Annotated in this window: 17 protein-coding genes and 1 tRNA gene; 8 read left to right on the top strand and 10 right to left on the bottom strand. The window is 36.2% G+C overall.

The genetic code is table 11. The annotated features are described in order from the left end of the window. The first annotated feature begins 2 nt into the window (after positions 1–2). Positions 3–992: a YihY/virulence factor BrkB family protein gene (locus tag LUA91_RS01905; protein WP_231424260.1), complete on the top strand. Its 990-nt coding sequence runs from the start codon at positions 3–5 to the stop codon at positions 990–992. A gap of 95 nt (positions 993–1,087) precedes the next feature. Further along, positions 1,088–1,172: transfer RNA gene (locus LUA91_RS01900), tRNA-Ser, on the top strand. A 197-nt stretch (positions 1,173–1,369) separates the two neighbouring features. Here the strand turns inward: LUA91_RS01900 and LUA91_RS01895 are convergent. Continuing rightward, the gene (locus LUA91_RS01895) at positions 1,370–1,762 is read right to left on the bottom strand and encodes a response regulator transcription factor (protein WP_231424259.1); all 393 of its coding nucleotides are present in this window, start codon (positions 1,760–1,762) and stop codon (positions 1,370–1,372) included. A gap of 42 nt (positions 1,763–1,804) precedes the next feature. Further along, entirely contained in the window at positions 1,805–2,569 is a 765-nt protein-coding gene (locus LUA91_RS01890) for a DeoR/GlpR family DNA-binding transcription regulator (protein WP_231424258.1), read from the bottom strand. A gap of 156 nt (positions 2,570–2,725) precedes the next feature. Between LUA91_RS01890 and LUA91_RS01885 the strand changes: the two genes are divergently transcribed. The 5 genes from LUA91_RS01885 to LUA91_RS01865 all read left to right on the top strand — a co-directional run bounded on the left by LUA91_RS01885 (position 2,726) and on the right by LUA91_RS01865 (position 9,421). Beyond that, positions 2,726–4,321, top strand: a complete 1,596-nt coding sequence (locus tag LUA91_RS01885) for a glycerol-3-phosphate dehydrogenase/oxidase (RefSeq protein ID WP_231424257.1) — start codon at positions 2,726–2,728, stop codon at positions 4,319–4,321. A gap of 17 nt (positions 4,322–4,338) precedes the next feature. After that, complete coding sequence (gene glpK, locus LUA91_RS01880; protein WP_231424256.1) at positions 4,339–5,829, top strand: glycerol kinase GlpK; 1,491 nt, start codon at positions 4,339–4,341, stop codon at positions 5,827–5,829. Positions 5,830–5,861: 32 nt separating this feature from the next. After that, a complete protein-coding gene (locus LUA91_RS01875) occupies positions 5,862–6,593 on the top strand; it encodes an MIP/aquaporin family protein (RefSeq protein WP_231424255.1) in 732 nt (243 codons plus the stop codon). Between the two features lie 245 nt (positions 6,594–6,838). Beyond that, on the top strand, positions 6,839–7,510 hold the full coding sequence (locus LUA91_RS01870) for a 3'-5' exonuclease (RefSeq protein ID WP_231424254.1): 672 nt from the start codon (positions 6,839–6,841) through the stop codon (positions 7,508–7,510). Positions 7,511–7,513: 3 nt separating this feature from the next. Then, a complete protein-coding gene (locus LUA91_RS01865; protein WP_231424253.1) occupies positions 7,514–9,421 on the top strand; it encodes a DUF294 nucleotidyltransferase-like domain-containing protein in 1,908 nt (635 codons plus the stop codon). A 61-nt stretch (positions 9,422–9,482) separates the two neighbouring features. Here LUA91_RS01865 and rplT read toward each other — a convergent pair whose 3' ends face one another. The 8 genes from rplT to LUA91_RS01825 all read right to left on the bottom strand — a co-directional run bounded on the left by rplT (position 9,483) and on the right by LUA91_RS01825 (position 18,120). Next, positions 9,483–9,827, bottom strand: coding sequence for a 50S ribosomal protein L20 (rplT, locus tag LUA91_RS01860; RefSeq protein ID WP_029285460.1), 345 nt, complete (start codon positions 9,825–9,827; stop codon positions 9,483–9,485). 72 nt (positions 9,828–9,899) lie between these two features. Continuing rightward, complete coding sequence (gene rpmI / locus LUA91_RS01855) at positions 9,900–10,100, bottom strand: 50S ribosomal protein L35 (protein WP_133262711.1); 201 nt, start codon at positions 10,098–10,100, stop codon at positions 9,900–9,902. Positions 10,101–10,129: 29 nt separating this feature from the next. Further along, entirely contained in the window at positions 10,130–10,699 is a 570-nt protein-coding gene (infC, locus tag LUA91_RS01850) for a translation initiation factor IF-3 (protein WP_056848841.1), read from the bottom strand. Between the two features lie 16 nt (positions 10,700–10,715). Further along, positions 10,716–12,641, bottom strand: coding sequence for a threonine--tRNA ligase (gene thrS, locus LUA91_RS01845; protein WP_231424252.1), 1,926 nt, complete (start codon positions 12,639–12,641; stop codon positions 10,716–10,718). Positions 12,642–13,062: 421 nt separating this feature from the next. Beyond that, a complete protein-coding gene (locus LUA91_RS01840; RefSeq protein WP_231424251.1) occupies positions 13,063–13,965 on the bottom strand; it encodes a hypothetical protein in 903 nt (300 codons plus the stop codon). A gap of 124 nt (positions 13,966–14,089) precedes the next feature. Further along, positions 14,090–14,827: a (Fe-S)-binding protein gene (locus tag LUA91_RS01835; RefSeq protein ID WP_231424250.1), complete on the bottom strand. Its 738-nt coding sequence runs from the start codon at positions 14,825–14,827 to the stop codon at positions 14,090–14,092. Positions 14,828–14,853: 26 nt separating this feature from the next. Beyond that, a complete protein-coding gene (locus tag LUA91_RS01830; RefSeq protein ID WP_231424249.1) occupies positions 14,854–16,161 on the bottom strand; it encodes an MFS transporter in 1,308 nt (435 codons plus the stop codon). Positions 16,162–16,227: 66 nt separating this feature from the next. Beyond that, positions 16,228–18,120 carry an ATP-dependent DNA helicase RecQ gene (locus LUA91_RS01825; protein WP_231424248.1) on the bottom strand — a complete coding sequence of 631 codons (1,893 nt, stop codon included), beginning with the start codon at positions 18,118–18,120 and terminating at the stop codon, positions 16,228–16,230. A 72-nt stretch (positions 18,121–18,192) separates the two neighbouring features. On the opposite strand from LUA91_RS01825, the gene LUA91_RS01820 reads away from it, so the two are divergent. Further along, positions 18,193–21,420, top strand: coding sequence for an amidohydrolase family protein (locus tag LUA91_RS01820; RefSeq protein WP_231424247.1), 3,228 nt, complete (start codon positions 18,193–18,195; stop codon positions 21,418–21,420). The last annotated feature ends 171 nt before the right edge of the window (positions 21,421–21,591 follow it).

The raw sequence follows: 21,591 nt of genomic DNA, 5'->3' as shown, positions 1-21,591 counted from the left end.
AAATGGAATGGTTACACAAGCAATTATTACATCTTAGAATCTATTCGAAATTTATCGAATGGACTAAGGGATGTGTATTGCCTGGATTTAGCCCCTTACCCCTTTACACAGTTGCAACCTTCTTTTTTAGGGAAATTGGTAAAGATACACTAGTAAACAAATCATCATCATTGGCTTATAGCTTTATGCTGGCCATATTCCCAGGAATAATTTTCCTCTTTACCTTGATACCTTTTATTCCAATTAAAGGTTTCCAGGATCAATTATTAAATTTAATTGAATTGGTTTTGCCGCACAATGCTTATGATGCCTTTGAATCTACATTAAAAGATATTGTTAAAAATCAGAATACAGGTTTATTATCTTTTGGTTTTCTATCTGCAATATTCTTCGCCACAAATGGTGTTAAAAATTTGATGAAGGCTTTTAACAAATCATCTTTAATTATAGAAACCCGAGGCTGGTTAAAGCAAAGATTAATAGCATTTGTACTAACTTCAGTGATTTGTCTTTCCATAATTGTTTGCATAAGCGCAATGGCAATTGGGGAGGTTGCATTAAACTACATTAAAGGAGAATTACACATTAAAGATAGTTTGGCTGTTTACGCCATCAACATTACCAGATGGGCGTTATTGGCTATCCTGTATTTCATTACCATCTCTATACTTTACCGTTATGGCCCGTCGCATACCAAGAAATGGAAGCTATTTAGCGCAGGCTCTTGGTTGGCCACCATTTTGGCTTTTTTAACCATCTGGGGATTCTCATATTACATCAACCATTTCGCTTCGTATAATAAGGTTTACGGATCTATCGGAACATTAATCGTAGTAATGATCTGGCTATACCTGAACTCCTTGATTTTACTTATTGGTTTTGAACTTAATGCGAGTGTTGATGTAAGTAAACGCAGCGTCAAAATTATCAGGCCAACATTCAACTTGTTCAAAAAATCTGATCCGATTGAGGGAAACATCCAGAAAAAATAATTTTTTCTACCTCTGTGTTAAGCAATTATCAATTTAATATAAAAAAAACGCATCTATAGTTTGCAGATTTGACCGGAGTTTGTACTTTTGCCTCCGGAAAGCTGGCAGAGTGGTCGAATGCGGCAGTCTTGAAAACTGTTGACTGTAACAGGTCCGGGGGTTCGAATCCCTCGCTTTCCGCTGAAAAAGCTACCTCAATAGGGTAGCTTTTTTGCGTTTATCATCGCTTTGAATTTCTTTTGATAACCGTAACGTTATGATTTACTCATTTTATATTACCAACGTACGTCATTAAGTCTTTAGTTAATAAGCAGATTAATATTCCAAAAAAAAAGAGGAGCAAATGCTCCTCTTTTTTTTTGGATATAACTTAAAAGCTATGCTCTAGTTGCGCTCTTTTCAGCGCTTATTTTTAATTGCTTATTAATACGCTCCAGTACGTCATCAATATCAAATGGTTTACTGATGTAATCATTAGCAAATGCAGCGATAGCTTTTTGTTCGCTATTGTTCTGTGCTGACATTACAATAATAGGGATGTGTTTAGTAAAAATATCTGTTTTCAAATCTTCGCAAATTTCGGCTCCATTACCATCAGGTAACATTACATCAAGTAAGAAAAGATCAGGCATTGCATCCTGAATATTTTTTTTCAATTCTGCAAAAGTAGAAGACAGTTGCAATTCGAAACCTTCTTCTTTTAGTAGGATTTCAATTACATTCCTGATTTCTTGGTCGTCCTCTAGAATGTGTATTCGTTTAGTATTCATATTCAAATTATATCGTTTTGGTTTAAGGGTGAGCGATGTAAACTACACAATAGTAACAGTAACACCTAAACTTTCTAAATGTTTTACAATTTGTTCAGAAATTCCTTTATCTGTAATAATATGATCAATCTCTTCCAAACCGCAAATTTTTCCAAAACCTCGTTTTCCAAATTTTGTAGAATCGGCCAGCACAATTGTTTTTTGCGAGGCACCGATCATTTTTCTATTCAGGTGCGCCTCCATCGCATTTGTAGTGGTTAAACCATAATCAAGATCAATACCATCCACACCTAAAAATAATTTATTAAAGAAAAAATCACCTAACACTTGTTCGGCATATGAACCCATAACTGATGAAGAACTTTTTCTTAACAATCCACCGAGTTGAATCACTTCGATACTTGGTTCACGCATTAATTCCAATGCAACATTTAACGCGGAAGTTACAACAGTTAAAGTTGTGCCCGATGGAATATTTTTTGCAAAATAAAATACTGTAGTTCCTGAAGCAATTACAATTGAATCATTTTCATTTAATAATGAAACAGCCGCTAAACCTATTTTATTTTTTTCGGTTGACTGTATTTTTTCCTTTTCGTTTACGGGTCTATCAACTGTATATGGATTATTAATGGTTGCACCACCGTGTGTTCGAAACAGTAAAGTTTTCTCTTCAAGAAGTTTTAAATCCTTTCTTATTGTTACAGATGAAACTTTCAACTCCTTACACAAATCTATCACATTAATATATTGATCTCTTTGCAGGCGATTTAGTATAAACTGATGCCTTTCAGCTAAATTCATCATAAAGTTCTCTTGATTATTATGCTGCAAATTAGGAAATAATATCCTCAAAATTGAGACGCCTTAATATTTAATATTTTTTTAACATATACATTATATTATTTCGATAATGATTACTTATAATTGCGTATTGTTTCGTTTTATTATTTTTGTAGATAAATGGAAAGACTACATCATCCTCAATTAATTAACAATAGTTATTGGGATATCATTATTATAGGTGGTGGCGCAACCGGTTTGGGCACAGCGCTCGACGCAACTACCCGAGGTTTGAAAACGCTGCTTGTAGAACAATCAGATTTTGCTAAAGGCACATCCAGCCGTAGTACCAAACTTGTTCACGGCGGTGTGAGATATTTGGCCCAAGGTGATATTGGCTTAGTAAAACATGCCTTAAGAGAACGCGGGTTACTTCAAAAAAATGCACAACATTTAGTGAATAGAGAAGAATTTATAATTCCTTGCTACGATTGGTTTTCAGTTGCCAAATACTTAACCGGACTTACACTATACGATTGGTTGGCTGGAAAATTTAGTTTTGGCAAATCAAAATACTTTAGTAAAAGCCAGACTTTAGCAATCATGCCTGGCATCAAAGAGAAAGGTTTAAAAGGAAGCATCAGATATTATGATGGCAAATTTGATGATGCCAGATTAGCTATAAATATCGCTCAAACTGCCATTGAAAATGGAGCAACATTATGTAACTATACGAAAGTAATCGGATTATTAAAGAATTCGGGCAACGATGTGATTGGAGTTGAAATTGAGGATACAATTACAGGCGAAATATCGAAACACAACGCGAAAGTGGTTATCAATGCAACTGGAGTGTTTGTTGATGACATCCTACAAATGAATAATCCACAATCTAAAAAACTTGTTCGTCCTAGCCAAGGCGTACATGTGGTGTTGGATAAAAGCTTTTTGAATAGCGAGTCTGCATTAATGATTCCAAAAACTTCTGACGGACGAGTGCTATTTGCTGTCCCTTGGCACGAGCATTTATTAGTGGGCACTACCGATACACCCTTGAAAGAACATAGTTTAGAACCAAGGGCACTAAAAGAAGAAGTAGATTTTATTATGGCTACGGCAGCATCATATTTTAATAGAAAACCTCTAGAGAAAGATATTTTAAGTGTTTTTTCGGGCTTGAGGCCTCTGGCAGCACCAACCAATGGCGATGGAAATAGCACGAAAGAAATTAGCCGCGATCACAAATTAATGATATCAGCTAAAGGTCTTATCACCATAACAGGAGGAAAATGGACTACTTATCGCCGAATGGCAGAAGAAACAATCGATCTAGCAATATCTCATGCTGGTTTAAATGCAAAACCATGTGTCACCAAAGAACTAAAAATTCATGGTTGCACTGAATTCCAAGGCAATCATCATCTTGATATTTATGGAACTGATAGAAAACTTATAGAAAAATTGGCGCAGAATGAACCAGAACTCAATCAAAAGATTCATCCAAATTTTCCATACTTAATGGCAGAAGTAGTTTGGTCGGCAAGAAATGAAATGGCAGAAACTGTTGAAGATATTTTGAGCAGAAGACTGCGAATACTTTTTATTGATGCGCATGCGGCAAAAGAAATGGCGCCAAAAGTAGCCTCACTCCTAGCCAAAGAACTTAAGCAACAAATTGGTTGGGAAAACGATCAAATTGATATTTTTAATAAATTAGCCAACGGCTATATCTATCAAGCTGCATCTATCGATTCAGTTGAGGAAATTGTGAAATAAACTAACCAAAATAAATTATGAGCAAGTATATCATGTCTCTCGATCAGGGAACCACAAGTTCGAGAGCGATCATTTTTAATCATAATGGCGAAATCGTTGCCATAGCCCAAAGAGAATTTACACAGATTTATCCTCAAGCCGGCTGGGTAGAACACGATCCATTAGAAATCTGGTCAACACAATTATCTGTTGCCGCAGAAGTAATCGTAAAAGCTGGACTATCGGCTACCGATATCGACTCTATTGGCATCACCAATCAACGGGAAACTACTGTAGTTTGGGATCGTGAAACAGGTTTACCCATTTACAATGCCATTGTATGGCAAGACAGGAGAACATCCACATACTGCGATGAAATAAAAGCGCAGGGCTTATCAAGTAAAATACAGGAAAAAACAGGATTAATTATCGATTCCTATTTTTCAGCAACCAAGGCAAAATGGATTCTAGAAAATGTAAAAGGTGCTAGAGAAAAAGCAGATGCTGGTCAATTAGCTTTTGGAACGATAGATTCGTGGTTAATCTGGAAGTTAACAGGTGGAGAAAAACATGTAACTGATGTTACGAATGCATCAAGAACAATGATTTATAACATCCACACCTTGGCTTGGGATGATGAATTACTTAATCTATTTGGCATACCAAAAAGCATGTTGCCTGAAGTAAAATCATCAAGTGAAGTATATGGAGAAACTGCTGGAAGAATTTTAGCTGCAAAAATTCCCATTGCGGGTATTGCTGGCGATCAACAATCAGCATTATTTGGCCAAATGTGTACTGATGTTGGAATGGTAAAAAACACCTATGGCACAGGTTGTTTTATGTTAATGAACATCGGCACCGAAGCAAAAATTTCATCAAATAATCTACTCACCACAATTGCCTGGAAAATTAAAGATCAGGTTCATTATGCTTTAGAGGGAAGTATTTTTATTGGCGGCGCCGTTGTACAATGGTTAAGAGATGAAATGGGATTAATTTCAAAATCTGCAGATGTAGAAACCCTGGCGCAAAAAGTAAAAGAAACCGATGGTGTTTATGTTGTACCTGCATTCGCTGGTTTAGGTGCACCACATTGGAACCAACATGCCAGAGGAACAATAACGGGTTTAACAAGAGGAACAAATAAATCGCACATTGCAAGGGCTGCTTTAGAAAGTATAGCTTTCCAGACAATGGATGTTTTAAAAGCCATGGAGGCAGATGCAGGCGTAAATATTGCAGAACTTCGTGTTGATGGTGGCGCAACTGCCAATAATTTGTTGATGCAGTTTCAAGCTGATTTATTAAATTGTAAAGTTATTCGTCCGGAAATAACAGAAGTTACAGCCCTGGGAGCTGCATATCTAGCTGGTTTGGCAACTGGATTTTGGGATAGTGTAGATCAAATAAGATCGCAATGGAAGGTAGATAAAACTTTTATAGCCGAAACTGGAATTGATAATTCAGCACGAATTAAAGGCTGGAATAAGGCCATAAAGGCTGCAAAGGCAAGTGCTGAAGATTAGTTTATGTTTACAAATTTTAACCAAATATTATCATGACAGAATTCGTTGCTGAATTTATCGGCACAGCACTTCTAATTTTACTTGGAAATGGTGTTGTTGCCAACGTTGTACTTACAGGCACAAAAGGAAATAATAGTGGCTGGATAGTAATCACAACTGCTTGGGCACTCGCTGTATTCGTTGGTGTAGTTGTTGCTGCACCTTTTAGCGGTGCGCATTTAAATCCCGCGGTAACCATTGCATTAGCCATAGCACAGAAATTTAATTGGATTAAAGTGCCTTATTATATTTTAGCTCAACTTTGCGGCGCCATGGTTGGATCATTTTTAGTGTGGGTAATGTATAAAGACCATTTTGATGCAACAGAAGATAAAGGACTGAAAGCTGCGCCATTTGCAACAGCGCCAGCAATCAGAAATTTAAAATCAAATTTATTCTCCGAAATTATCGGAACATTTGTACTTATTTTCGTGATCTTTTACTTTACAAATGCCGAAATGGGTAGCGATAAAACACCTATTGGTTTAGGTTCATTAGGCGCCATTCCAGTAGCATTTTTAGTTTGGGTAATTGGTTTAGCGCTAGGTGGAACCACTGGTTACGCCATTAATCCGGTTAGAGATCTTGGACCTAGAATCATTCATTCCATTATTCCAATGAAAGGTAAAGGCTCCAGCGATTGGGGATATTCTTGGGTGCCAATAGTTGGGCCAATTATCGGAGCTACACTTGCCGCCTTGTTTTATCTCACTTTAAATTTATAATTTAAAAAAATCTCCATTGACTAAAATCTTTGGAGATTTTTTTTTTGGAAAGCAATTTTAGTGTTCCAATTATCGGTACACCCGTTTTCCATTTCGCCATTGAAAAAATGGCTTCCATTTCAACCGGGTTTATTTAACTCAAAATTCCGCAAGAAATAGCCGCATCTATCCTATTCAAACAATAAGTGCTTTAAATTATTATATTTGAGTATTAAGGATCATTTCTACACTAATACTTTTAGCTTTTGCAAGATTACCTTTTATTTCTAGATACAGAAACTTCTGGTTTGCCAAAAAACTGGAAAGCACCTTATTTACAAAAAAATAATTGGCCTTATATTATTCAAATCGCCTGGATTATATTTGATAAAACAGGTAATGAAATTATTAGAAAGAATTTTTACATTAGGTATGATGCTATTACCATAGATAAGTCATCACAAAAAATCCATCAAATTACTGCAGAATTTCTTCAAGAAAATGGAAAATCGAGTGAAGTGGTAATGATGGAATTCTATCAGGATATCCAAAAATTTAAGCCCCTGATAATTGGGCACTTTATAGAATTTGACTACCACATGGTAAACGTAACATTTCAGCGCTTAGGCATAGAGAATGTGTTATCAAACTTAAATTTCTATTGTACTATGAAAGCCAGCAAACCTTATGTAAGGAACCCAAGCGTAGAGTTGCTTAGGCTAAATCAATTTTATGAAATATTGTTTAATGAAAAACCCAAAGACTTTCATAACGCTTTATCAGATGCATCGAATACCGCTAAAATATTTTATCATCTGCTTAATTCCGGAAAGATAAACATAGATGCAATAGAAGCACAGAACAATAATTTTGCGCCAGAGATACAAAAACAAAATAATGCTTACGGTAAATCTTTCAAACGACTATTTTCATTGTGATTTATGGAAGATAAATTAAAGTTTTTAAAAGCCACTGCACCTTACAGTATTTTACCTGATGAAATTCAATCAAGTCTTGCGGATGCTTTAGAGGAACAAATTTATCAGGAATATACTCAAGTCTTTGTTCAAGGCACTCAAAAAGTAAAAGGAATTCAAATCATTGTTGAGGGCAACTTCGAAACCTTTTTCGTTGATAAAAATAATACTCGCCACCTGTATGAAATTTATGATGTTGGTTCTACCTGTGGTGGAATTTCGATTCTGTTTAATAAAAGAAAATCGTTAAAAACTGTTTTCGCTAAAGCTGAAACCAAAGTTTATTTTCTCCCAAGAAAAACCTTTAAAAGTATTTGCGGAGATTATGAGGACTTTTTCGATTATTTCGCCAATGATTTCGGGAAGCGTATGCTTAACGATGAATATGCTCACTTCTACAAAAATAATAGTTCAATTGAAGACAACTATTTAGTTGTAGACCAACTTTATTCATCTAAACTAAAAAGTGTTGGTTATCGAAATATTGTAGACTGCTACGACCACGCTCCTATTTTCGAGGCAGCAAAGAAAATGGCAGAACATAAAACCAGCTGTTTATTTATTAAAAATTCTGTTGATCAGTATATAGGCTTTGTAACAGACATTACATTACGAGATCGAGTAGTTGCTGCACAGATTAATCCACTAATTCCGATAAGTGAAGTAATAGATGAAAACATCATCAGTATCTCCGCAGACGCATATGTGTATGAAGCAATTTTATTAATGTTTAGCAGTAAATCCAGATATTTATTGGTAGAAGATGATGGCAAATTTGTGGGTTTTTTAAGTCGCAATAGATTATTGAGCGAGCAAACCAAATCCCCATTAGTTTTTATCCAATCAGTAAAATCGGCAACCAGTTCTGAAGAGTTAAAAGCCAAATGGCAAAAAGTTCCGGCTATTGTTTCGCAGCTTTTAGAACGCGGTGTACATGCAGAAATTGTGAATGAAGTAATTACAACGATTGCGGATACCATATCGAATAAAATTATTGAAGATGTAATCCGAAAACTTGGTCAGCCACCTGCCAAATTTGTTTTTATGGTATTGGGTAGCGAAGGTAGAAAAGAATTATCATTAAAAACCGATCAGGATAACGCAATTATTTATGAAGATACCTCAGAAGATAAGAGAGCCATGGTTAGAAGTTATTTCCTTGATTTTGCCACACAGGTTTCGGATAAATTGAATTATGTTGGTTTTGTATATTGTGATGGTGATTATATGGCAACCAACCCAAACTGGACACATTCTCTATCGCATTGGAAATACAATTATAAAAACTGGATCGAAGAAGCTTTACCAGAAGCTGCTGTGAAGTTTGCAGCCTTCTTTGATTGTAGGGCCATATACGGCGATCAGGAAATTATGCAGAATTTAAGGGAGTTTGTTGATGAAGAGCTTAAAAAGCCAATAGAAAAATTTTATGTTTATTTGGCTAAAAATGCGCTTTTGTATGAACCGCCATTAACCTATTTTAAAAATATAAAAACACAAAAAATAGAAAGCAAAGAGGTTTTTGATATCAAAACAGCCATGACACCAATTGTTGATTTAGTTCGGGTTTATGCGTTACAAAATAGAATCTTTCAAAAGGAAAATACAGGAGAACGCTTAAGGGCATTGAAAGATTTAAATGCATTTACACAAAATCAATTTAACGAATTAACACAATCTTACTATTATTTAATGGGCTTAAGATTACGAAACCAAGCGAATCAAATCATTAAGGAGCATGTTTCACCAAATAACTTAATTGAAATTAATAACCTAACTAAAATAGAAAAGGTAACATTAATTGAAATCTTTAAAACCATTTTGAATTTTCAAAGTGGGATCAAAATGAAGTTTACCAATAGCCTGATTTAACAAAAAAGGGAACCAAAATTGGTTCCCTTTTTAAATATCATTAACGCCGAAGCGAGAATTTCTATTTTACTGCATCAATTACAGCTTTGAAAGCTTCTGGGTGATTCATTGCTAAATCAGCCAATACTTTACGGTTTAAACCGATTTCTTTTGAAGCAAGTTTGCCAATTAATTGAGAGTAAGAAATACCGTGCTGACGAGCACCTGCATTAATACGTTGGATCCATAATCCGCGGAATTCTCTTTTCTTAACTTTACGGTCACGGTATGCATATTGCAAACCTTTTTCAACTGTGTTTTTAGCAACCGTAAAAACTTTACTTCTTGCGCCCCAATAGCCTTTGGCCATATTAAGGACTTTTTTCCGTCTTCTTCTCGAAGCTACTGCGTTTACCGAACGTGGCATGTTGTTGTTGTTTTTTGGTAAGCGGCGTTCATTTAAGAATCTTTAATGCCTGATACCTGGTGAATTAATAAATTACTTTCCGATACAAAGCATACGTTTAACGTTACCTGAATCTGCAGCTGTTACAATTCCTGCGTTTCCAAGAGCACGTTTACGTTTAGTACTCATCTTAGTTAAGATGTGACTTTTGTATGCTTTGTTTCTTTTGATTTTACCTGTTCCAGTAAGCGAAAAACGCTTTTTAGCACTGGAATTGGTTTTCATTTTTGGCATAACCTGTTTTTTAATTTATAAACCTATTTTTATTTTTTTACTACTTTAGGCGCAACTGTTAAGAACATACGTTTACCTTCTAACTTTGGTAACAACTCTACTTTTCCTACATCTTCCAAAGCCTGTGCAAATTTTAACAATAAAATTTCGCCTTGCTCTTTGTAAACAATTGCTCTACCTTTAAAATGCACATAAGCCCTAACCTTTTCACCGTTCTCTAAAAAGCTTACTGCATGTTTCAGTTTAAACTGGAAATCGTGATCGTTCGTGTTAGGACCAAAACGAATCTCCTTAATTACAGTTTGTTTAGCATTGGCTTTAATTTCCTTTTGCTTTTTCTTTTGCTCGTAAACAAACTTACTGTAATCAATAATTCTACAAACTGGCGGTACTGCATTTGGAGAAATTTCTACCAAATCCAACTCCAGTTCATCAGCAAGTGCCAAAGCTTTTGCCAAAGGATAAATCCCCGGTTCAACATTATCGCCAGCCAAACGCACTTCAGGCGATTTAATGTACTGATTAATGTTATGTTCTGCTTCTTTTTTCTTAAAAGGCGGACGTGGTCCCCTGTTAAATCCTGGTCTTCCTAATGCCAAATTTGTATTATTTAATTTAAACTGTTATTTCTTTTCTTAATAAATTGTTGAATTCCTCCAACGTCATTTCGCCTAAATCTCCCTCACCATGTTTTCTAACCGAAACTTTTCCTTCGGCCATCTCTTTATCACCGATAATGAGCATATAAGGGATCTTTTTAACTTCGGCATCACGGATTTTACGTCCGATTTTCTCATCTCGAAAGTCAATCAGCCCGCGAATATCGGAATTATTTAGTTCATCTAAAACTTTTTTTGCATATTCTTCATATTTTTCTGAAATAGGAAGAATTGTAAACTGCTCCGGACTTAACCATAATGGGAAATTACCGGCGCAATGTTCTATCAAAACTGCAATAAATCTTTCTAATGATCCAAAAGGCGCACGGTGAATCATTACTGGTCTGTGCTTTTGGTTATCACTCCCTGTGTATTCCAATTCAAAGCGTTCTGGCAGGTTATAATCAACTTGAATGGTCCCTAACTGCCATTTTCTACCTAAAGCATCTTTAACCATAAAATCTAGCTTAGGGCCATAAAATGCAGCCTCGCCATATTCTACAACAGTATTTAAACCCTTTTCTGCAGCAGCTTCTATAATTGCAGTTTCAGATAATCTCCAGTTTTCATCAGATCCGATATATTTTGCCTTATTCTCTGGATCTCTTAACGAAACTTGCGCAGTATAGTTTTCGAAACCCAATGATTTAAAAACATAAAGTACTAAGTCGATTACTTTTTTAAACTCGTCTTTCACTTGCTCTGGCATACAGAATAAGTGTGCATCATCTTGAGTAAAGCCACGTACACGAGTTAAGCCATGTAATTCACCACTTTGCTCGTAACGATAAACGGTACCAAACTCAGCAAAACGAACCGGAAGATCTTTGTAAGAACGTGGCTTGGTTTTGTAAATTTCACAATGGTGAGGGCAGTTCATCGGTTTTAGGAAAAACTCCTCTCCTTCTTGCGGGGTTTTTATTGGCTGAAATGAATCTTTACCATATTTCTCCCAGTGACCAGAAGTTACATATAAATTCTTATGACCAATATGCGGCGTAACCACTTGCTCGTAACCTGCTTTAGCTTGTGCTTTAGTTAAAAAGTTAACCAAACGTTCACGCAAGGCAGTTCCTTTAGGTAACCATAAAGGTAAACCCATACCCACTTTTTCAGAAAATGCGAATAATTCAAGCTCTTTTCCCAATTTACGGTGATCGCGTTTTTTCGCTTCTTCGATCATTGCTAAATATTCAGTAAGCTCACTCGCCTTTGGAAAAGTTACACCATATATACGGGTTAACTGTTTTTTAGTTTCATCGCCACGCCAGTAAGCACCAGCAACATTCATCAGTTTTACTGCTTTAACAAAACCGGTATTTGGAATGTGTGGTCCACGACACAAATCGGTAAATTGACCTTGAGTGTAGAAAGTGATCTTTCCATCTTCCAAACCATCAATTAAATCCAATTTATATTCGTCGCCTTTTTCGGTGAAGTATTTAATTGCATCAGCTTTGCTTACACTTTCGCGAACAAAAGTTTCTTTTTGCTTAGCCAATTCAATCATTTTGGTTTCGATGGCTTTGAAATCATCAGAAGAAAATTCTTTATCGCCAAAATCTACATCATAATAAAAACCTGTTTCAATTGCCGGCCCGATACCAAATTTAGTACCTGGATAAAGTGCTTCTAGCGCTTCGGCCATTAAGTGGGCTGATGAATGCCAGAAAGTTGATTTTCCAGCGGTATCATTCCAGGTTAAAAGTTTAACAGAAGAATCTGCTTCGATTGGGCGTGTTGAATCCCAAACTTCGCCATTTACTTCGGCTGCTAAAACATTACGGGCTAAACCCTCAGAAATTGATAATGCAATTTGATGGGCTGAAGTGCCCTTTTCATACTGACGAACTGACCCGTCAGGTAAAGTAATATTAATCATCTACAACTATGATTTGTTCCTAATCTTATTGTGATTAAAATTTCGGAACGGTTTAAAAAAATGTTAGTTCTAAATCACATACAAAGTGATTTTTAATTGTTGCGAAGATAAGGAAATTAACTATAGCATGAAAATGTGGTAAGCTTAAATTTGAATAAGTATTTGCCCTCTCTTAATTTAAATTCAAACAATAAGTTATGCATCATTACCTTTTCATTTTTTAGGCTTTAGTAATTAAAACTTCCAAAAGAGAGATGAAAAATGTGATATAGCCCTGATGGACGTGAAAAGCCCACAGCGCAGCGAGGACTTGAAACAACAGCAGGACTGATTTCTGCAAAGAACTACTTGCTTGGTGCTTCAAATAAAAAAGCCTGTTTAAATGAATAAACAGGCTTACATGATAATATTTTGCTTTAAATTATTGACCGATTACAACAGTTCTTGCTCCACCAAAATTACCTCCACCAGGGCGGTTGTTTCTGAAACGTTTACTAAAGTTTTCCATTTTCACTTTGTATTCTTCTTCGGTAATTAGTTTAGCTTTTTTAGGTGCAGTAACATCTTTAGAACTAACTCCTCTGTATTCTATACTTTTAGCAATTGTGCTGTTACCCCTACCTTCGATAGCTAAAACAGTTCCTTCTGTCCACATTTTAGGATTTGGAGAAAAATTAAAACCTAAATCATTAGTGTACCAAATATGGGTTTCCTCGGTTACATCTCTATCTGCGTCTAAAATTTTTACCGTTCTGGTAGACTTTACAATCACTTCCTTGCAATCGAAACCAATGATTTTCTTTGTTGCATCAGTTTTAACAATTTCGATTTTGGGTGGCACAACTGGTTTTGGTTTAGCGGTATCAGCTGGATTTCCTCCACCCATTCTAAATGAACCGATTGGGCCAGAAGTTGATAAGGTAAGTTTGCTAGGCATATAATAAGTGGTATCGTTTAGATCGAAAACTTCGTTTAATTTTTGATCAGCAAAAGAATAATAGTATTCTCTGTTACCTCCGGCACCACCAAAACGCATCATCATACGGCCCATTCCACCACCGCCGCCACCACCATTGCTATCTTCGGTTTCTTCAACCGGCATATAACTTGCGTTAGTGGCATTGAATAGTAACTCAAAATTTGTTTTACTTGTAGAAGGCATGCGGGCAGCCGCTTGCTCTGGTAATTTAACCCCACTTGCCGCCATCATGGCTGCAGGATCTATTGTGGTTTCAAATTGTATTGCTCCTGAAATTTTCTTTTGTGCATTTGCTGCTGATGCAATGGATAAAACTCCTAATAAAGCGAAAATTATTTTTTTCATCTTGTTTATATGTTTTGTTATTTAGATATGAAAGGTTAAAAAAGGTTTAACAAAGGTATTAGAGATAAAACGCTAAACGTGTTAAAAAGTGTTAAAGAGTTGTAAATCAGCAGTAATAATCTTGTTAGTATTCGGTACTTTCTAACCAGCCATTGCATAAAACATCGGCAATATGCATGGTTTTTATTGGAAGACTATTTTTATCGATATAACCCTGAAGATGTAAAAGGCAAGATAGATCCGTTGAGATAATATAATCTGCCTGTTGAGCCAGGGCATGATTCACCTTTTGTTCGGCCATGGCCGATGAAATGGCATCGAATTTAACGGCAAATGTACCGCCGAAACCACAACACATATCAGTATCTTCCATTTCGAGCATTTCTAAACCATGAACCTTTGATAATAACTGGCGAGGTTCATCTTTGATTTTGCATTCGCGAAGTGCACTACAAGAATCATGGTAAACAGCTTTACCCTCAAGTTCTGCTCCGAAATAATCTTTTTTAGCTACATTAATCAGAAAATCGGATAATTCCCAGATGTTTGATTGTAAACTGCGGCATTTATTATGGACGATAGTATTCGTGAATAGATCGTTAAAACCACCTTTAACCATACCCACACAAGAAGCAGATGGTGCAACCACATAAGTATTTTCAGTAAAATCGTTTAAGAATTTGGTGCCAACTTCTTTGGCTTCATCCCAATAACCAGCATTATAAGCTGGCTGACCGCAACAAGTTTGTTTTGAGTTGTATTCTACTTTGCATCCTGATTTTTCTAATAATCTTAAAGTATTAAAAGCGGTTTCTGGATATAATTGGTCTACAAAACAAGGAACAAACAATTCTACTTTCATCAACAAATATTCTTTAGCCTACAAACTTACAATTTTACTGTTTCTTTGCGCTCGATTTTTTTCAGGATAGCTAAAAACACCAATCCAACAATAAAAAATGATGCCAAGGCGATAATTGAAAAGCGAATATTCCCCGTTAAATCTTCGATATACGCGAAGGTGAATAAACCGATTACGATGGCAAGTTTTTCCGTAACATCATAAAAACTAAAGAATGATGTGCTATCTGGTGTATTTTCAGGTAAATATTTTGAATAAGTAGAACGAGATAAAGATTGGATTCCGCCCATGATTAATCCTACGATTGCTGCCAATGAGTAAAATTGATATTCGTTTGTGATATTATAACCGTAAATACAACAGCCAATCCATATTAAAACTACCATCATCAATACATTAACGTTTCCCCATTTTTTTGCTAAAAACGACATCAGCAATGCTCCCGGAATGGCAACCAATTGAATAATGAGGATAACGGCAATGAGTTTAGCCGTTCCTAATTTTAATGTTTTTTCAGCAAAACCTGCAGCGGCCAACATAATTGTTTGAACGCCCATCGAATAAAAAAAGAATGATAATAGAAACCCTTTCAGTTTTTTAATTTGCTTTAACTGATTCCAAACTTTTGAAAGTTCGCCAAAGCCATCTTTAATGATATTGGTTTTAACCTTAGCAACCTGCGGTTTGCCGTTCGGCAGAACAGCGAATGGAATTTGCGAAAAAGCTATCCACCATATTCCGACTAAAAGAAACGATAATCTCGGTGGAAATGATGCATCAATGATACCAAACCATTCGGGTTTTAGTACGAATAAAAAGCAAATCAACTGAAGCACAACTGATCCGATGTATCCATAAGAAAATCCTTGTGCACTAACCCTATCCTGATGTTCTTCGGTCGCAATTTCCGGTAAATAGGAATTACTAAAAAGTACGCCTCCAATGTATCCCATTGCAGCAAGAACAAAGAACACGATACTGATTTGTAAGGTATCTAACTTAAAAAAATATAAAGCCATACAAGCCAAACCACCCATATATGTAAAAAATTTCATGAATGATTTCTTGTTTCCTCTCCTATCTGCAATTGACGATAAAATCGGTAAAGCCAGGGCCATGATTAAATATGCAAATGATAGTGCATAATTGGATAACGATGTATTAACAAAGGTTCTTCCAAGAAAAGTTACTTTATCGCCATGCTCTTTTGTGGTAGTAATTATGGTGTAATAAGCTGGAAATATGGTTGAGGTAATAACTAAATTATAGGCTGAATTTGCCCAATCGAAGAAAGCCCATGAGCGGATGGTTTTCTTATTATTTTTTTCTATCATGGATAGGTTTTGAAAGTTGGAATTTTTAGTATTGATATTCTAAAATCGTAATTCGTAAATCTAAAATCAAAGATAATATTTCTTCCCGTCAGTTTTTATTTTGCCAGCATCTAATAATTCTCGAATACCATCTATTCTTTCATTTTCAGCACCGTTTTTTATATTGGAAACCAAATCATCTAAACTTAAGGGTTGTTGCTGAAGTAAAGAAATGATTTCAAACTCAATTTCATCGCTCATTTGCACTTCATTTTCAGCTCTTTTCTCAGCCAGGCAAACATCGCAAACCCCACATTTTGTAGCGGTATCTTCATCGAAATAGTTTAGCAACTGAATGCTGCGACATTTATGTGAAGTGGTATAGCCAACAACGGCATTAACTTGCTTTAACAAAATTTCTTTTCTGAATTCAAGATATTTAACGTCCAAATCAAAATGATCCATATCAACCCTCGAACGAACATATTGCAATTGCGGCTGGTCGGTTTGTTGAATATAAGTTAACATTTCTATTGATTGAAGTTTGTCTAGTATTGCGATGACATCTTTGAAAGAAACGCCAAGCTTCTTTGCTAAATCTGCCTCGTTTATTTTCACAAAGCCATCAAATGCACCTCCGTGAGAACGAAGAATGGTCTTAATTACACCATCGTAAGCCTTGTTTTCAATTTGAAAACGATAAACATCTTCATGACCAACAATAAACATTAACCTCGATGGCAGAAAAACACTTTCAGATAATGTGATGTAGCCATCATGCTCTAAAAATTTTAAAGCAGAAATAGTTTTTAAGACACTAATATTAAATCGCTTACAGAAATCAGCTATATCAAAGGTAAAATTCAAACCCTCTCCTGCTCCAAAAGCCAATTGGAAATAATTTCCTAAATAATGATATACTTTTCTGATTTCATCGGAAGATGGAAAACTATTGATATAACGGGATTCCAGACTCAAAACATCAGATTGATTTGCAAGCAAAACAGCATAACTGCGTTTTTCATCGCGACCAGCTCTGCCAGCTTCCTGATAATATGCTTCTAAACTTTCTGGCAAATCTAAATGCACCACAAAACGAACATCAGCTTTATCGATACCCATTCCAAAGGCATTTGTAGCCACCATGATTCTGGTTTTGTTTAGTTTCCAGTCTTCTTGTTTTTGAAAACGAACCTCTCGTTCTAAACCTGCGTGGTAAAAATCAGCTTTAATGTGATTGCGATTTATAAAGTTTGAAACCTCTGCGGTTTCCCTGCGATTGCGAACATAAACCAGGCCCGTTCCTTTTACATTTCTGCAAATCTCAATCAGTTTTTTATATTTATCTTCCTGTCCGAAAACAACATAACTTAAATTATCTCGAGCAAAACTTTTAACGAAAACCTGCGGATTTTTCATTTCCAGTTTCTCTACAATATCCTTTCTGACAAACTCAGTTGCTGTAGCAGTTAATGCTAAAACAGGCACATCTGGAAGGATTTCTCTAAGTTTAGAAATCTGTTGGTAAGGAGGGCGAAAATCATATCCCCATTGGGAAATACAATGTGCTTCATCCACGGCAATCAAATTTACATTCATGTAAGAGATTCTAACACGAACCAAATCCGATAATAACCGTTCTGGAGAAAGATAAAGGAATTTTATTTTGCCATAAATGCAATTATCCAATAAAAAATCAATTTCGCGTTTACCCATCCCTGCGTAAATGGCAATTGCCTCAATGCCTTTCGATTTAAGGTTTTCAACCTGGTCTTTCATTAAGGCAATTAGTGGCGAAACCACAATGCAGATTCCCTCTTTAACCAAAGCCGGCACCTGAAAACAAATCGATTTTCCTCCGCCTGTTGGCAATAGCGCTAAACTATCCTTCCCCTCTAAAACTGAAGTAATGATATCTTGCTGTAACGGTCTGAAAGCTTGGTGTCCCCAATATTTTTGTAAAATCTCTATTGCTGTCATAAATCGGCGGTATCAAAACTATAAAAAAGCTGTTGATATTGCTAAATTGCGGCTCAATTAATCAAAATTTAGATGAAACAACTCTATTTTCTATCAGCGCTTTCTTTTTTATTTTTCACCTCAAATGCCCAGGAAAAAAAGTGGGATGTCGAAAAATTTCAGGGTACGACTAAAAACTTTACTTTAAATACCGATGAAGGCACATGGATGAACCTTGACGTGAGTGCTGATGGCCAGGAAATAGTTTTCGATTTATTGGGTGATATTTACACTATGCCGATTTCGGGTGGCCAGGCAAAGCTAATTAGTGGCGGCATTGCTTATGATGTACAGCCAAGATTTAGCCCAAACGGAAGATATATTTCTTACACCAGTGATAAAAGCGGTGGAGATAACATTTGGATTATGGGCCGAGACGGTTCTAATAAAAAGCAAATAACTAAAGAGACGTTCAGATTGTTGAATAATGCGACTTGGATGCCAAACAGCGAATATATAGTGGCTCGAAAACACTTTACCGCAGGACGCTCTTTGGGTGCTGGCGAAATGTGGATGTACAGCATAAATGGCGGTGATGGTGTTCAGCTCACTAAACGTAAGAATGACCAGCAAGATGCAGGAGAACCTAACGTTTCGCCTGATGGAAAATATGTATATTTCAGTGAAGATGTTACTCCCGGACCGAATTTCGAATATAGCAAAGACCCAAACGGAACAATTTATGCCATTCGCCAGCTGGATTTAACCACTGGAAAACTAAACACATTAATTAATGAGCAAGGTGGTGCTTGTCGCCCGCAGGTTTCGCCTGATGGAAATTTAATTGCTTTTGTAAAACGTGTTCGTTTAAAATCAACACTCTATGTCCAAAATATTAAAACTGGCGAAGAATGGCCGGTTAATGAAGATTTATCTCACGACCAACAAGAAACCTGGGCAATTTTCGGCGTTTATCCAAACTTCGCATGGATGCCCGACAGCAAAAGCTTAGTGTTTTATGCTAAAGGAAAAATTCGGAAAACTGAAATCGGAAATTTAATTACAACAACTATTCCATTTCAGGCCAACACAGTCCAAACCGTTCAACAGGCATTACATTTTGAAAATCAGGTTTTTAGTAATGATTTTTCAGCAAAAATGTTAAGGCAATTAACAACATCACCTGATGAGAAGACAATTATTTTCAATGCAGCAGGTTTTCTTTACAAGCAGGAACTGCCAAATGGTAAGCCTGAAAGATTAACCAATGGTTTGGATTTTGAATTTGAGCCAAATTTTAGTCCGGATGGAAAATTTGTGATTTATACTACCTGGAGCGATGAACTCCGCGGAGCGATAAAAAGAACTGATTTAAAATCGGGCAAAACGATTACGCTAAGCGATGAAAAAGGATTTTACTATTCTCCACAATACTCTACTAAAGGTGAAAAAATTGTATTTAGAAAAGGTAGCGGAAATGATGTTTTAGGTTATAATTATGGTCGCGGAACAGGAATTTTTATTATGCCCGCTGCCGGTGGTTCGAAAATTATGGTATCAGATAATGGAATAAAACCATCATTTAATAATACGGATACCCGAATTTATTTCCAAAGTTATGCTGATGGTAAAAAAGCCTTAAAAAGTATTGATTTAAATGGTGCAAATGAAAGAACCCATTTTACTTCACAGTACGCAAACCAATTTGTAGTTAGTCCTGACAATAAATGGTTAGCTTTCAATGAGCTTTTTAATGTTTACATTACACCAATGATTAATGTTGGAACTGCCCAGGATGCATCGGCTGGAAATAAGGCAATTCCTGTTGCAAAAATTACAACAGACGGCGGAACGTACATGCAATGGAGCGCCGATAGCAAAAACTTACATTGGACATTGGGTCCGAAATATTTTACAATTGATGTAAAGAATGCTTTCAACTTTGATGGCGCTACACCTAAAACTCAAGCAAGTTCAATCGATATAAATCTCAATTTAAAAAGTGATGCGCCAACTGGAATTGTGGCTTTAAAAGGTGCAAGAATTATCTCGATGAAAGGTGATGAAGTAATTGAGAACGGTACAATTTTAACCGATGGAAACAAAATTACGGCAATTGGCAAAGCAGATGCGATAACTATTCCTGCAAATGCAAAAGTAATTGATGTGAATGGCAAAACAATTATGCCTGGTATAATTGATGTTCATGCGCATTTACGCACCAGTCCTGATGGGATTACGCCGCAAAACGATTGGAGCTATATGGCCAATTTGGCTTTCGGCGTTACCACATCTCATGATCCTTCGAGCAACACAGAAATGGTTTTTAGTCAAAGTGAAATGCTTAAGTCAGGCCGAATGGTTGGACCACGAGTTTATTCTACAGGCTCTATTTTGTATGGTGCTGACGGAGATTTTAAAGTGGTTATCAATAGTTTAGATGATGCACTTGCAAACCTGAAAAGATTGAAAGCAGTTGGTGCATTTTCTGTAAAATCGTACAATCAGCCACGCAGAGAGCAGCGCCAGCAAATTTTAGAAGCTGCCCGTCAATTAAAAATGGAAGTTGTACCCGAAGGTGGTTCAACGTTTTTCCATAACATGAATATGGTGGTTGATGGCCATACCGGAATTGAACACAGCATCCCGGTTTTACCTGTTTATAAAGATGTAACTACGCTTTGGAACAATACTTCAGTTGGTTATACACCTACCTTAATTGTTGCTTACGGTGGCCAATGGGGCGAAAATTATTGGTACGACAGGACAAATGTTTGGGAGAATGAAAAGTTAATGACTTACACGCCACGTTCAATTATAGATTCAAGAGCAAGACGAAGAACAACATCTGAATATAGTGACTACAACCACATTGATATTGCAAAAGCAACCAAACAAATTGCAGATGGCGGTACAAAAGTAAATCTTGGTGCTCATGGACAAATTCAGGGTTTGGGTGCGCATTGGGAACTTTGGATGTTTGTTCAAGGCGGTTTTTCTCCGTTACAAGCCATTAGAAATGCAACTTTAAATGGCGCATCCTACTTAGGAATGAATAAAGAAATCGGTTCGCTGGAGGTTGGGAAATTGGCTGATTTAATAATTATGGATGCCAATCCATTAGATGATATTCGTAATTCAGAAAAAATTAAATATGTTATGATTAATGGCCGTTTGTACGATAGCGCAACCATGAATGAAGTTGGAACAAGAGAAAAACTTCGTGGTAAATTATGGTTTGAAACAGCTAAAGGAAACGGCTTTATCATTCCAAACAGCGAATCAGAAACATGGACATTTACAGTTCCACATTGCGATTAAATTAGTTGTTTTACCATATAAGATTCTGTGTTGATTTCCAAATGAAATATTAATTTTCATACTTTTGTTATTCTAAGGCAGTCCAGAACTAGCCTGTATAGCGTACTTATGCAATTTGTGTCTGTACGCTATTCTCTTTTAGTAAATACTGGTTGTCATAGGCTGTTTTGT

Origin of the sequence: Pedobacter sp. Leaf250, assembly GCF_920984735.1 — a bacterium.
In the GTDB taxonomy this organism is placed as follows: Bacteria; Bacteroidota; Bacteroidia; order Sphingobacteriales; family Sphingobacteriaceae; genus Pedobacter.
This window is presented reverse-complemented; position numbering and strand designations above follow the sequence as displayed.